Annotated in this window: 15 protein-coding genes; 3 read left to right on the top strand and 12 right to left on the bottom strand. The window is 40.5% G+C overall.

The features are described from left to right. Positions 1-12: 12 nt before the first annotated feature. Both IEV39_RS02200 and IEV39_RS02195 read right to left on the bottom strand, forming a co-directional pair. Positions 13-978 (bottom strand): 2-hydroxyacid dehydrogenase, encoded by a 966-nt coding sequence (locus IEV39_RS02200; protein WP_005287359.1) that lies wholly within the window; start codon positions 976-978, stop codon positions 13-15. Between the two features lie 16 nt (positions 979-994). After that, complete coding sequence (locus IEV39_RS02195; protein WP_005287362.1) at positions 995-1642, bottom strand: hypothetical protein; 648 nt, start codon at positions 1640-1642, stop codon at positions 995-997. A 284-nt stretch (positions 1643-1926) separates the two neighbouring features. On the opposite strand from IEV39_RS02195, the gene IEV39_RS02190 reads away from it, so the two are divergent. Beyond that, positions 1927-3027 carry an MBL fold metallo-hydrolase gene (locus IEV39_RS02190; protein WP_032883173.1) on the top strand — a complete coding sequence of 367 codons (1101 nt, stop codon included), beginning with the start codon at positions 1927-1929 and terminating at the stop codon, positions 3025-3027. Positions 3028-3193: 166 nt separating this feature from the next. Here IEV39_RS02190 and IEV39_RS02185 read toward each other — a convergent pair whose 3' ends face one another. Then, positions 3194-3790: an FMN-dependent NADH-azoreductase gene (locus tag IEV39_RS02185; RefSeq protein WP_005287366.1), complete on the bottom strand. Its 597-nt coding sequence runs from the start codon at positions 3788-3790 to the stop codon at positions 3194-3196. A 99-nt stretch (positions 3791-3889) separates the two neighbouring features. Here IEV39_RS02185 and IEV39_RS02180 point away from each other — a divergent pair, with 99 nt between their 5' ends. Then, complete coding sequence (locus tag IEV39_RS02180; protein WP_005287368.1) at positions 3890-4795, top strand: LysR family transcriptional regulator; 906 nt, start codon at positions 3890-3892, stop codon at positions 4793-4795. Positions 4796-4868: 73 nt separating this feature from the next. Here IEV39_RS02180 and IEV39_RS02175 read toward each other — a convergent pair whose 3' ends face one another. Both IEV39_RS02175 and IEV39_RS02170 read right to left on the bottom strand, forming a co-directional pair. After that, positions 4869-6167 (bottom strand): Y-family DNA polymerase, encoded by a 1299-nt coding sequence (locus tag IEV39_RS02175; protein ID WP_005287370.1) that lies wholly within the window; start codon positions 6165-6167, stop codon positions 4869-4871. Positions 6168-6171: 4 nt separating this feature from the next. Next, positions 6172-6783, bottom strand: a complete 612-nt coding sequence (locus IEV39_RS02170; RefSeq protein WP_005231448.1) for a LexA family protein — start codon at positions 6781-6783, stop codon at positions 6172-6174. A gap of 291 nt (positions 6784-7074) precedes the next feature. On the opposite strand from IEV39_RS02170, the gene IEV39_RS02165 reads away from it, so the two are divergent. Beyond that, positions 7075-7305, top strand: coding sequence for a hypothetical protein (locus tag IEV39_RS02165; RefSeq protein ID WP_005231449.1), 231 nt, complete (start codon positions 7075-7077; stop codon positions 7303-7305). Positions 7306-7522: 217 nt separating this feature from the next. Here the strand turns inward: IEV39_RS02165 and IEV39_RS02160 are convergent, their stop codons facing one another. The 7 genes from IEV39_RS02160 to IEV39_RS02130 form a co-directional block, all read right to left on the bottom strand. Continuing rightward, positions 7523-7750: a hypothetical protein gene (locus IEV39_RS02160; RefSeq protein WP_032881702.1), complete on the bottom strand. Its 228-nt coding sequence runs from the start codon at positions 7748-7750 to the stop codon at positions 7523-7525. A 322-nt stretch (positions 7751-8072) separates the two neighbouring features. After that, positions 8073-8366, bottom strand: a complete 294-nt coding sequence (locus tag IEV39_RS02155; protein WP_005287375.1) for a hypothetical protein — start codon at positions 8364-8366, stop codon at positions 8073-8075. A gap of 351 nt (positions 8367-8717) precedes the next feature. Beyond that, entirely contained in the window at positions 8718-9170 is a 453-nt protein-coding gene (locus IEV39_RS02150; protein WP_005287377.1) for a hypothetical protein, read from the bottom strand. 386 nt (positions 9171-9556) lie between these two features. Beyond that, the gene (locus IEV39_RS02145) at positions 9557-9838 is read right to left on the bottom strand and encodes a hypothetical protein (protein ID WP_005287380.1); all 282 of its coding nucleotides are present in this window, start codon (positions 9836-9838) and stop codon (positions 9557-9559) included. A gap of 314 nt (positions 9839-10152) precedes the next feature. Further along, a complete protein-coding gene (locus IEV39_RS02140; RefSeq protein WP_005231455.1) occupies positions 10153-10362 on the bottom strand; it encodes a hypothetical protein in 210 nt (69 codons plus the stop codon). A 715-nt stretch (positions 10363-11077) separates the two neighbouring features. Beyond that, the gene (locus IEV39_RS02135) at positions 11078-12796 is read right to left on the bottom strand and encodes an acetyl/propionyl/methylcrotonyl-CoA carboxylase subunit alpha (RefSeq protein WP_005287383.1); all 1719 of its coding nucleotides are present in this window, start codon (positions 12794-12796) and stop codon (positions 11078-11080) included. Continuing rightward, entirely contained in the window at positions 12796-14379 is a 1584-nt protein-coding gene (locus IEV39_RS02130; RefSeq protein ID WP_005287385.1) for a 5-oxoprolinase subunit B/C family protein, read from the bottom strand. The genes IEV39_RS02135 and IEV39_RS02130 overlap by 1 nt, the downstream gene beginning before the upstream one ends. Positions 14380-14407: the final 28 nt, after the last annotated feature.

Raw genomic sequence — 14407 nt, 5'->3', positions numbered from 1 at the left:
CATTGTAAGCAATTATTCGAATTTCGGATTGACCAGATAACGTGGCGTACGGCCTTCTAAAGCCTCAATCAGGTTTTGATAAGCAAGATTCACCATCTTCTTGCGTGTCTCTGCGGTTGCCGAACCCAGATGCGGGACAGTCACGGCATTAGGTAAGTCGAATAAAGGAGAAGTTTGCAAAGGTTCTTTGGTATAAACATCCAGACCTGCTGCAAAGATTTTGTTTTGCTGCAAGGCCTCGATCAATGCATTTTCATCGACCACTGAACCACGGGCAATATTGACGAATACCGCATGTTTCTGCATTAAATCGAACTGTTCCGCACCAATCAGGGTTTTAGATTCGGTATTCAAATCAACCGCAACCACAATAAAATCCGACTGTTGTAACAGTTGATCGAGCTCACGATATTGCGCATTGAAAGCTTGTGCAACTTCAATTTTTTCACGGCGATTATGGTACAGAATATTCATATTGAAACCATAAAAACCGCGACGGGCAATGGCAGCCCCGATATTTCCCAGACCAATAATACCCAGGGTTTTACCAAAAACATCGACACCAAACTGTTCAGTCGATACGGTCCGTTTCCATTGGCCCTGTTTGGTCCATGCATCCAGATAGGGAATTTGACGTGCCGCACTGAGCAATAAAGTAAAAGCAAGGTCTGCTGTGGTTTCAGTCAATACGTGCGGTGTATTCGCTAGCCAGATTTTTTTCTGATTCAGATAATCGACATCATAGTTGTCGTAGCCCACCGAAACGGTAGAAATCACTTTGAGTTTTTGTGCGGGTGCAAGATTACTTTCATTAAGTAAGCGCCCTGCGCCAATCATGGCATCGGCATCAGCCACTTCTGTTCGGATTTGTTCATTGATATCACCAAGCTTGGGATTCAGTACCACCACCTGATAATCTTGCTGTAACTGGGCAATAACATCCTGGTCGATCTGGCTAAATACAACGACTTTCTTCATTATTAAATTCCGCTCTTTATTGCATGAGCTGCCACAACCGTCTTTTGAGTAAAGGTTGAGTCAGCATTTCTTCCAAACTCGCTAAATGTAATATATTAGAATGCTGGATAAAGTCCAGTTGACCTAAGCATAATATTTTTTTACCAGTGGCGGTTGCATCCAGAAAGCCTTGAATATATGAAGACAGTCCTCGACTTTCCTGAAAAGCCGCCAAAGGAAATGGCCATTTTAACTCAGCATATTGTCCCAGTCTGGCCTTTTGTATGTTTTGCCATAACTGGCGCTGTGCATCGTTGAGCTGACTGCTTTCCAATAAAATGGCGCAGTTTTCCAGAACATACATTTGCAATTCAAATGCCTGGATCTGGGTGCTAACAACGATCTGTTCTTTTTCAACGACCGCTTCTTTAACCACAGGTTCTGCAACGACTTCCGCCTGTTGAGGACGTTCAATTTCAGTAACCAGCGCTGTCTGGACAGCTTTGACCTCAACATCTTGAACCACTGGCGCAGGCTCAAATACCGGTGCAGGGGCTTGTTTAAGCTCTTCAAGCACCTGATCCCGCCACAGGCTGGACGCAGTATTTTTTTGACATACGGCTTCCCTAGGAATCCAGACATCTATTCCTAAACTTGCCAATATGTTTCTCTGCTGCCCGATCATGCTACCTACTCGTCGTCTCTACTTACAGTCATTTTCGATCCTGTAATGTGCGCTAGTCTAACACAAACCTACCCTGTCTAAATGGCTTCCTTTTGCTCAATCACATTTCTTCTCATGCCATAGACCGCGAGATAAAAAGAACCGGTTTGATGCTTTGAAGCAAGGCTTCAATCAGAATAGGCCATCTTTCATTCATCGGTTTTCAAGTCTATTTCATCATTTTGTCGCTTTGACTTTTTATTACTGTCGTATCGAATGCTCAAATGAAATGGTTGACTGCATTTATGCTTATTGTTTTTGCGATCGCTGTGATGCTGCTTATTGTGAGCAGTTTTATTTATACGCAACACCCCTTATTTGGTAAAAGTCCCTCTGGCGAACGTTTACAATTAATCAAAAGCTCTCCCAATTATCGGCAAGGTCAATTCCGTAATCTGATTGAAAAGTCAGGTATGAGTGAAGGTTGCAGCATGGTTATTGAACTCTACAAAACGTTTATTCAGACCATTCCCCATCGCAATCCACTTGATCCGATTCCTTCGATTAAGACCAATCTAAAAACACTGAATCCACAACAAGATGTCATGGTCTGGTTTGGACATTCCTCGGTATTTATGCAGCTGCAGGGTAAAAAATTCCTGATTGATCCGGTCATGAGCGGCAAAGCTTCTCCCTTCCCTTGGGGCACACGCGCCTATAAAGGAACCGATATTTATCAGGTTGAAGATTTACCCGATATTGATTATTTACTGATCTCACATGATCACTATGATCATCTGGACTACGACACCATTATCAAACTCAAAGATAAGGTCAAATACGTGATTACCGGTTTAGGGGTTGGAGAACATTTTGAGTATTGGGGCTATCCCAAAGAAAAGCTGATCGAGAGAGATTGGGGTGACCGGATCGAATTTGATGAGGGTATTTGTATTATCACTGAAACTACGCATCACGACTCAAGGCGGGCCTTTGAGGGCGGTAAAAATCTATGGGTGTCATTTGTGATCCAGTCACCGAATAACAAGATTTTCTATACCGGAGATGGCGGTTATGGTCAGCATTTTGCAGCGATCGGCAAAAAATATGGTCCCTTTGATTGGGCCTTGATGGAAAATGGGCAATATGATGCAGCCTGGCGTTCTGTACATTGTCATCCAGATGAAGTCGCTCAAGCTACTGAAGAGCTGAATGCACGCAATATGCTTCCAGTTCATCACTCCAAATTTAGCTTAGCCAAACATGCATGGAATGAACCGATTATCCGTATTTCTGAATATTCAAAAACTCGCAATTATCGCCTTGCCACACCAATAATTGGTGAACTGGTTGAACTTGATAACCAACAGCAAGTCTTTCAAGCCTGGTGGAAAAATATCCGTTAATTTCATCAAGTCATCATGCTCTATTTCAATAGGGTATTTTGTTTCACCTCTAAAAGTTAAAATTTGTTTAGCGTGCTTGTCATGTTTTTTTCAGATAAAAAAAATCGGACAATAGTTGGAACATTGTCCGATTCTGCCAATACGGCAGTAAGGGGGATGAGAGGTATTACACTGCCATCTGTTGTGCTTTCAGATGCGCATCTTTCAAGGCATCGGCCTTTAGTGCAGAAATATCAAGACCTTCAGCATAAACAAAATCAACCTCATGGATACCCATCAAGCCCAATACTGAACGAAGATAAGGTGTCACTGCATCGGTCATTTGCCCAAGATGAATACCACCACGGCTGCTCATCACAATCGCTTTAACGTTTTCAACCAAACCTTGTGGATAGGTTTCGGTATAACGGAAGGTATGGCGAGCACGTGCTACCAGATCAAACCAGTTTTTCAATTGGGTTGGCACATTCAGGTTGTACATCGGTGCACCAATCAACAATAAGTCTGCCGCTTTAAGCTCTGCAATCAGCTCATCTGATAGTTGCACAATCTGCTGGACCGTAGCATTCACATTTTCGGCACCACGTAAAGCATGGAAAATCTCGGCATCCAGTACAGGTAAATTCAGTGTGGTCAGATCACGAATGATGACTTCATCTTGTACACCGTTTTCTACACGCTGTTTTAGAAATGCATCGATCAAACGGCTAGTTTGTGAATGATCGCCCATAATGCTTGACTTCAACACCAACACTTTTGCCATGTTTGTTCTCCATATCTTTGATGGAGTTATCTTACTATTAGATTACAATCACCAGTAGTGATAATATTTCAGTTAATTGGTTCCAAAAATTCTACAATTATGCAAACTGAACTGAGTACGATTTCCATCTTTGTAACGGTGGTCGAGGCAGGAAGCTTTAGTAGCGCCGCTGAACAGCTGCATCTAACCCGTTCAGCGGTTAGCAAAAGTATTGCCCGCTTAGAAGAGCGTTTAAGTGTCTCGCTATTTAAACGTACAACCCGAACCCTGAGCTTAACGGCTGAAGGTACGCTGTTTTATGAACATAGTCAGCGTGCTATTGCTGAAATTCATAGCGCGGAAAGTTTGCTAGACCAAGGTAAAATCACGGCAACGGGCTTATTAAGAATCTCAGCTCCAGTGCTGTTTGGACAGCTTTATGTTGCCCCACTCATGGCAGGTTTTGCACAACAGCATGTCGATTTACAGATTGAACTGTCGGTTAATGACCGGACGGTTGACCTGATTGAAGAGGGTTTTGATCTGGCAATCCGAATTGGAAATCTGCCTGACAGTCATCAACTGGTGGCCAGAAAACTAGGCATGCATCGGATGTTACTGTGCAGCACACCTGAATATCTTCAACAATCAGGGCCTGTCAACGCTCTGGAAGATTTACAGCTCCACACAACTATTGCCTACGCCTCCTCAGGACATCTGCAAAAATGGCAATTACAGGATGAACAGCAACAGCAATATACGGTCAAACCGAAAGCTAAATTTATGTTGAATGACATGCAAGCAATCAAGGATACGGTGTTATCGCATTATGGTATCGCATGGTTACCGGACTGGCTCATCCATAAAGAACTGCAGGAGGGTCGTTTAGTTCAGATATTGGCAGAATTTACCAGTGTCCATTTTCCGATTCACGTGGTCTGGCCTGCTTTAGCCTATATGCCGCTTAAGACGCGTTTGACGATTGATCATGTGGTGGCAGCCTTGCCTCAACAACTGAAAGCTTAAAACCTATGCCCATTCAAAAGCCGTTTTACCTATGTAACCGGCCAATGAGGGTGATCGATATCGCAAGGTCGATTCACATGACTTTCAGAAGCTCATCCCAGCGGGTTAAATAACTCGGAGATTTATGGTTCTGAGTCATACGCCATGTTCGTCCATGCGGCGTAATCAAACGTCCTAAAGTCATGGCGTCCCGACCAAATTTCTGATTGATTTCATCAAAGGCCTGTGAGAGATGACGGCGGGCAACCAGTTCATCCGTGTCATGAAACAGATCGACGGCATGACTATGTTGCGGAATAATATCCAGCAAGATGACTTCGGCTTTTTTATAGCGATGTCCTACCTGATAAATCCGATCCAGACCTTGCTGGACTGCTTTCATAATCTCCAGACGGTCATCGCTATAATCTGCCAGATATACCACGGTAAAAGGACGGTAATAAGTTTCTTGATTAAAACGATTGGTACGAATCCCGACCCCGACCGCTTTACAGAGTAAGTTTTGTTGACGTAAACGCTCCACCGCACGCAAGGTAAATTCAGTTAATGCTCCACTTAGGCTATTTTTATCTTCAATCGGCTGTCCAAAAGAACGGCTACTCAATACTTGCTGACGGTCGGCTATCACGTCTTCAATCTGCAGACAGGCCAGACCCTGCAACTCCTTTACGGTATTTTCCATCAGTACGGAAAAATATTTTCCCATCATCTTTGGGTCAGCCTGTAGCAAGTCCAGTACCGAGTAGACTCCCATTTTTTCCAGACGTTGCCGGATCTTTCGACCGACACCCCATACCTCTCCTACCGGCATATGTTGCAGCAGATCTTCAATTACGCATGGGTCTTCTGCAACGATATTACAGACACTATTAAAACAGGCATGGGTTTTGGCCAGGTTATTGGCAAGCTTGGCCTGAGTTTTGGAATAACCAATCCCAATACAACACGGCATTCCCAACCATTGTTTTACGGTCCGTAGAATCTGTTGAGCATATTCATTTAAATCATAACTGTGCTGATAAGCTGTCAATTCTAGAAAGCATTCATCAATCGAATAAATTTCCTGCTCGCATGGATCTACAAAGTTACCCAATATATTCATAAAACGGCGCGACATTTCCGCATACAAGGCGTAATTACTTGAAAAGACTTCAACCTGATGTCGGCGAATAATCTCCTCAATCTGAAACACTGGCGCAGCCATCTTGATGCCGAGTTTTTTGGCCTCATAAGAACGCGAAACCACACAACCATCGTTATTGGACAGCACCACAACAGGACGATTTTCCAGTTTTGGATTGAATACCCGCTCACAACTGACATAACAGTTATTCACATCAATCAAGGCAAAAATACGTTGTGGAGGACTCATCCGCTTATCTCATCGGTTTCAGGTTATAAGTCACTACACCCCAGATCAGCAGCTCTTGTCCTTCTGTAATATAAATATCCTGATAATCAGGATTCTCAGCCTTTAGCCAGACTTTTGGCGGGCTAAAGTGATGGTCAACCATTAAACGCTTCACGGTAAAATCATTGTCGATCAAGGCAATCACAATATCACCCGATTTGGCAGACAAACTACGATCGACCACCAGCGGATCATCAATATCAATGCCTGCATCCAGCATTGACAGAGAGTTTGCCTTAACGATAAAGGTCGAGTTTTCATTACGAATTAAAAACTGATTTAAATCCAGGGCTTGTTCAATATGGTCTTGGGCAGGCGATGGAAATCCGGCGGCGACGCGTTCCGTGGCCAGTGGAATATGGTAAATTCGATCATTATTGGCCTGTACATTTTGTATTTTCAGCGAGGGCGTCAAATCGGACCGTGTTCCGGTTTTGACATTATTCAGTAACCAGTTTTTGATGAAATCAACCTGAGACTCCGGTACACGGATTACCTTGGTCGGCTCACTGAACTGTGACTTACGTCCAGCATTGGTTCTAGCCCCACCATGCTCAAATTCCGTTTTTTTGGACATATCTCCCCCCTTAGCCAAGTCTAAAATGCTTTTAAATAATTTAACTTGAAAAAGTTACAAATTCAAGTTGACGCCTCATTAATTTTGCATAACAATAAATCCCATAGATCAGATTTTGGCTTGTTTAACTAAGACACGGATGTAGAACAAACCAGATTCATATTTTAAATCAATAGATTAAAGCTTTAAAATTCTTTTAAAGTAATTAAGTTATTGATCTGATTCATGAATATATCTGATTACTCGGCAGTTAGATTTTATTCAATTATTTTTGATGTGGAGACATGAAAAATGAACAATCAACGTGATGCTATTTTAGGTTATGCAGACGAACAACATGCTTACTTTATTCGTCTAATTGAGAACAATACCGTGCTTGGCAATAGCTATGGACTTTTTTGCGAAAGTCCTGACAGTGAAAATGCAGAGCATATTATGACCACACTTTTCCTGAAGAAATCCTTTTGGTTAAATGGCTCAGAATTTAAAGATATCGTAAAAGGTCTTAATCCGATTACCTGAACAATCCAAACCAGAAGATAATGTTTTATGTTAGACAAAGCCTAGACTTCTCACCCTAGTTAGTCGGCTATTTAAATTGCCTCCCAACCCTAGAAGCAAATATTGATACGATAAAAATAGCCATGAAAAACAATAAATTTTTATGATGAACAACAACACAACCCACTTATTTCAAGATGATAAGTGGGTTTTTTAGATGAGATGATATGAATGTTATTTAAACAAATCGTTGATCATCCACGGGTGCAACCAGTTTATAAATTTTTCCATCTGCTTCATTTTCAAATAGCCAATCAATATTTGGATGAATAATATGTCCTTCGACCTCAATATGTTCTACCCGTTTAAAAAAAGGTATATCCTGATCTTCGAGATCATTTAACTGGGCCACGACAATAGACTCATTTTCTTCTTGATCTTTTACAATGACTGTAATTTTATCAATCTTATCCATAACAGTTCTCCCAATAATCTTGTTCATAGGACTATGGGAAATTTTCTATAAATTGTCGATAAAATGGTTGTAACAAGAGTTATAAGTATTATAGTTTTATTTTTTAAACTGCTAACTTATTGAAATTAACACCAAAATCAGCTTTTCCGTTAATCTTGAGTTAACTATCGAGTTACAATGCACAGCACAAACGTTTCAAAATAATTCCACGCATGTCGGGCATTTAAATTTGTAAAGATTGCCTTGAATAGCCTGCTTCCCTTCACTGTGACGCACAAACTGTGTAGTCTCCCTTTCCTAGAATAGCAAACAACTATTTACTTGCTACAACCTCGGTTACATTTTTAACTTTGGCTTTTTCTACTGGTAATTGTTGCTGACTTTGTTGTGCATCTTTTTTTAACTCAAGATATTCACGTGCATCCTCTCTACGATGAATTCCACCTAGCTTTAAAGCTTGGGTACCTACTTCCTCGTTAATGTCAGCTTTTTTTACCGACTGCTTAATCAGCGATTCTTTGCCTTTATCACTCGATGCTGTAGCACTCGCAACAGGTTCTGAACTCGGTAATTGCGCATCAGCAGCACAAGTCAAAGTTGATGCCATAAAAACAATCCCCAAACATAGCGTCTTTTTCATTCTCAAGCCCCATCGATTTTTAATTTTAGTGATGAATATTATCATGTTATGTAGCATTGAATGGCATAAAATTTAGCCGAATATTTTACGCCACCGAAAGCCTGCACATTGTGCTTTTCACACTCTGGTGTTGCCTTTTACCCCTCATTAGCAAAGCCATACTTTAGCTGAATGATAACCAAGAACAATCCAAAAATTTTCCAACTCGTTTTTGTTATTTTAGATTTTTACTTAACCCTATTATGTGGATAGGATTTTCTAGGAAACCCGATAGGTGGAGCACTCTACTTAAACAGATCTACACGTTATCCAATAAAATCAAATATTTTTGATTTCGTCTGCAAAATCATCACTTCTAAAATATGAAATGATTCTTTCACCGCTATGCTGGTTACGTATATCTAGCACCACATTTGGATCACTCTGAAAGGTAAATTCGGGCGGGATATCGGCATGCAATGGCGCTAAGCGTTTCACTCCGCCTTCAGTAATTCTTTCGATAAATCCTGCCAGCCATAACACAAATTCATCCTTATGCTTATAGCTCGGGATCAGACTGATATCCAGAGTCATGCGTCTATCTTTTACAGGTTCTTCAAATCCTTCAACAAAATCAATATAGTTATAGATTAACTTAAGATCTGTATCGACAAGTTCCTTACGGATTTGTTTGATAATCAGATTCAAACAATCTTGTTTATTATCCGTAAACCGATCATTTTCCTTAAATTTTCTATATATATTTTCAGATATTCGTAAATATTGAGGCATTTCTATTTCCTTTAAGATGCAACCTACTATTCTTATTTTGAAATAAAAACTATTTTTACTTTGTAAGGATTGATACCTTACATGTAATTAGTGTAATTTTTGTGCAACATAGACATCATTGTTAACATTCTGGTTACTTGTCTTTTATCTGCTTTTTAATTCGAACTGGTTCAGCATATTTCTAAAACGATTATTCAGTTGACTGAAAAACTTAAACTTTCTACTTTTTTGTTCTTATCTAAGTATTGCCTATAGCTAAAAGATTTTATTCATCTTAGCGTACACATTAAACCCTTGTTATTTAATATTCTTTTAATACAACAAGAATTCCACCTATCTTTCCAATCTAAGCCCTTTAACTGTTTAGTTTATATAATATTGAGACCTCAATTTCTGCTACATCGACATTCACCAAATATTTTATAAACAAGCTGAGCTGGTGCATCTAATGGGTAAACCTGAGTATCTTTAAAGTAAAGAATTAAGCCATTATCCAGCACCGTTAAGATTTTATTCTTTATTTTGATTATCACTCCTTTTTTCATTAAGCTCTTCAGCTTTCCTGCAATCACTTCATATTGATAAAAGCAAATGATTTGCCCTAACTTCAAAGTATTTGGATTAAACCTTTTATACTTTTTACATATTTTACAAATCCAATCTATCATTCAAGACACCTTATAAAACAAGAGCAATTATTATATAAAAATATATAATAAAAAATTATCATTAAGATCATTTTAATTTAACATTTAATGTAATTTGTTATGTTCAACAACAATTTTTCCTCAATCAATATATTTCCACATAAAAAATTTAATTTTTTATTATAAAAATCATTTTAGCTATTTTTTTATTTATGACTCAATGAATCAATAATCTTTGCCCTCTATAAAATAGAGTGATAAGCATAAAAAACCCATGATCTTTTGACCATGGGCTCCGTTATACAGTAGAGAAGCTTAGCATCTCAACGACTCAATTATAACTCCTCTATAAATCTATAGATACGTCCATCTTTTGGATTCTCATACAGAAGTTCCATATTAGGTAGCAGGATCTCTCCTTCAATTTCAATATGCTCTATTCTTTTGAATAAAGGAATTTCCTGCTCATTTGCCTTCCGAATTAAGGCAAGAGCTATATTTTCAGCCTCAAACTGATCCTTTACTTTGATTTTTATATTGTTCATCAAATAACTCCATTTTAAAATTGGAAAACAGCTAAATAAATTAGAAAATATCATTGCCGAATAAGCTAAAAGCATTGCAAAAGAGGTTAAAATAAAAGCAGCTATTCGTTGCAATTTTTGTTAATTTAACCAAACGATTTTATTAGAAATCAGTATAGGTTCAAAAGCAATCCATAAAAATGCATTGCACTAATCCCTATCAAAAATATTCCTCTGTAATTAAAATAATGATTCAGGATCAACGGTACTATACGCAAAATGACCAATCCCAATAATAGTTTATCTAGTCCTTGGAATGGGTGTAAACAGAATCCTTGCACTCAACTCCGTAAATAAAATGACGCCATAAGCAAATTCCTTTGCTAAGTTTGCAAGCGAATATCGCAAATAAACATAAAGTTTGTCGATCAAAGGGTTGTAACTAAAAATGTAGATATATTTTAAAATATTAAAAAACAATAGATTAGAAAATAAAAATAATAAATTAAAACTTTATGCAACCGAAAAAATATGTGATAAACATCACAGTTATAAATTATCTTCTCCCTAGAGTTTAGTTATATTCCCCATAGTATTTTGATTATTAAGCAAAATTTCCTCCATTAATTCCTAGAGCCTTTCAGACATCCATCTGTTCCGAAAATGTGCATTGAGCTCAGCCTAATCAAGCAGCGTTGCTTTATCAGGCTAGAACTTTGACGTCGGGAAAATGGACTTAATAAATTAGGCCAATGATGCTATCTGCCTGACAAGTCGCACCCTTCTCTGCACTAATCTGAATAACGCCGCTGCGATGTGCCAGTACCTGCACTTCCATTTTCATGGCTTCCATAATCGCAACCACTTGACCTTCGCTAACTTGCTCACCATTTTCAACTTTCCAAGCACTCATCACACCATTAATCGGTGCCAGTAAATGCTCTGCACTCACTTCAAGCTCGACTGTTTGTGCTTGGGCTGCGGTTGCTGGGCCTTGTGCAAACATGCCCGCAGGTAAACCTAAACGGTGTAACTTGCCATCAATTTCAATGTAGCTGAGCAACATCGGTTGTTGATGATTTGGAATGCCGCGTTTAGTCGGTTTCAACTCTTGTTTAAAGTCATTTTCGATCCAACGCGTGTGTACATTAAACTCATCTGTAAAGTCAGGTTCATTAAGTACCGCACGGTGGAAATCTAAAACAGAAGCCACACCTTCAATTTTAAATTGCTTCAAAGCACGTTTGGCGCGAGCAATTGCAATTTCACGGGTTGGGCCAGTCACAATCAGTTTTGCCATGAGTGAGTCGAAGTGACTAGACACTAAAGAGCCAGTGCGAATTCCTGTGTCGACTCGTACACCTTGACCAAACGGCGCTTCGAATAAACTCAACACACCAAAGGCCGGAATGAACCCGCGAGCTGGGTCTTCGGCATTAATACGAAACTCAATGGCGTGGCCTTGGGCTTTTGGTGTTTCTTTAATAGAGAGCACTTCACCTTGTGCCACACGAATTTGCTCAACCACCAAATCGACTTTTGAGGTTTCTTCAGTCACCGGGTGCTCGACTTGCAAACGGGTGTTTACTTCTAAAAATGAAAGCTTGCCGTCACGACTCAGTAAGTATTCAACTGTTCCTGCACCCACATAGTTTGCAGCCTGACAAATGTTTTTTGCCGAGCTTAAGATTTGCTGATAAATCTCATCGCTAATAAATGGTGCTGGCGCTTCTTCGACTAACTTTTGGTTACGGCGTTGCAACGAGCAATCACGTGTACCCAATACCACAATATTGCCATGTTGGTCGGCAATCACTTGCGCTTCGACATGACGCGGTTTATCGAGATATTGCTCGACAAAACATTCACCACGACCAAAGGCAGCTTTTGCTTCTCGAACTGCCGACGCATAAAGCTCTTTGACTTCTTCGAGTTTCCAAGCGACTTTTAAACCTCGGCCACCGCCACCAAATGCAGCTTTAATGGCAATGGGTAAACCAAACTGTTTGGCAAAATCTAAAGCTTCCTCTGCATTGTTGAGTGGATCTTGCGTACCCTGAACCAAGGGTGCACCCACCGAAGCAGCAATTTTACGTGCTTCGATTTTATCGCCTAATTTTTCAATGGCACTTGGTGATGGCCCGACCCATTTTAAGCCTGCATCAATTACGGCTTGGGCAAATTCAGCACGTTCGGATAAAAAGCCGTAACCTGGGTGCACCATCGTCGCTTTGGATTTTTTTGCAATCTCGATAATGGCAGTAATATTTAAATAAGTTTCACTGGCGGTTGCACCAGCCAAGCCCCATGCTTCGTCTGCAAGTTCAACATGCAAGCTGCCCATGTCATCATCTGCATATAACGCGACCGAAGCAATTCCCATGTCACGGCAAGCATGGATAATACGAACGGCAATTTCACCACGATTCGCAATCAATAATTTTTCTGTATTCATCATTCATTCTCAAAATCTGTAAATTCGGCAATTTTTTTAAATTTGATGCGGCAACCTGCTGGAATCTGTGCAACCAAGTCCCAATGGTGTTTAGCAACAGAGCCAATGACTGGATAGCCGCCCGTTAAAGGATGATCATTCATAAACAAAACGGGCTGCCCGCTCGGTGGAATCTGCAAAGCACCAATGCATGTACCTTCACTTTCCAGTTCATGGGTGATTTTGCGAGTTAAAAGCTGCTCACCTGAAAGTCTGAGTCCGACGCGGTTGCTTTCATTGGTCACTAGCCATTCTTGCTGACAGAGCAGTTCAATACTGTCTCGTTCAAACCAGTCAGTGCGTGGCCCCATTACAATATCGAGCTCAACCACTTCGCCAGCTTGTGGTAAATCACTTTTACCCACTTCATTTACACTAATGTTGGTCGCCTTCACCTGTCCTTGGTAAATGGTATCTCCGAGCTTTAAAGGCTCTGGCCCTAACATTGCCAAGCTGTCAAACGAGGCACTATTCAGTACAGGTTCAACGTCTATACCACCGCGAATTGCCAGATAGTTTCTTAAGCCTGCTGTTGGTGGCTGAATTTGAAATTCATCTCCTTCATCCAAATTAATCGGCTGATCGCTTGCAAAGTCTACGGTTTGACCGTCGGCAAATTTCACACGAATGTTTGAGATGGCACCTGCCACCGCAATAACACCTGCATGTTGCATCTTGGCTTTTAAGCCACCATTTAAAACTTCAATAACGGGTGTGTCGGTTGGGTTCCCCACAATACGGTTAGCACGATGCATGGCAGACAAGTCCATTGCACCTGCCACGCCAACGCCAATATTGGTTTGGTTTAAGCGTCCTTCGTCTTGAATGAGCATCTGTAAACTTGGCGCAGTAATCGTAAACAGTGGTACAGATTGTTTCGGCTCAACTGTACGCGTAATTTGCTGCGGTACAGCTACAGTCGTTGGGCGATGCGTGACATCTTCAAAATGTACAGTCATGCCCGGTAACAACAAAGCAGGATTTTTACGCGCTAAATCCCACATTTTTTCCGATGTAGTACCAATTAGCTGCCAGCCACCCGGACTGTCTTTTGGGTAAATACCAGAGTATTTTCCAGCCAAGCCCAAAGAGCCTGACGGTATTTTTTTTCGCGGAACCGTTAAGCGCGGAATATCAGTAAATGGTCGGTCGGGACTGCTCATATAAGCAAAGCCTGGCGCAAAACCAATAAAAGCCACATTCCACATGCTTTGGTGATGCATTCTAATCACATCCGAGATCGATAACCCTTGTAACTCGGCAACCTGCGCAAGGTCTTCACCATCGTAACGAATAGGTACAATCATTGCTTGGCTGCTACGCTCAAATCCAGCATCAAATTTGAGGCTCTGAATTGAAGCAACCAGCGTTTTAAAGTTGGTTCCGATCTCGTTGAAAAAAACCAAAATTGTTTTTGCAGCGGGGACGAAGTCTTTAATTCCATTCAATTGCGTATTTTGCAATTTATTGTACAACGCCAAAGTTTCCTCTAGGCTCGCAAGCTCAATCAGGAAACAATCGGCGTTTACCGATAAAAAACGCATTTGCTTATCCTTTTAATTCTTCTTTAGC

Origin of the sequence: Acinetobacter courvalinii (assembly GCF_014635545.1) — a bacterium.
Taxonomy (GTDB): Bacteria; Pseudomonadota; Gammaproteobacteria; order Pseudomonadales; family Moraxellaceae; genus Acinetobacter; species Acinetobacter courvalinii.
Note: the sequence above shows the minus strand (reverse complement) of the source record. Positions and strands in the feature narration are given on the sequence as shown.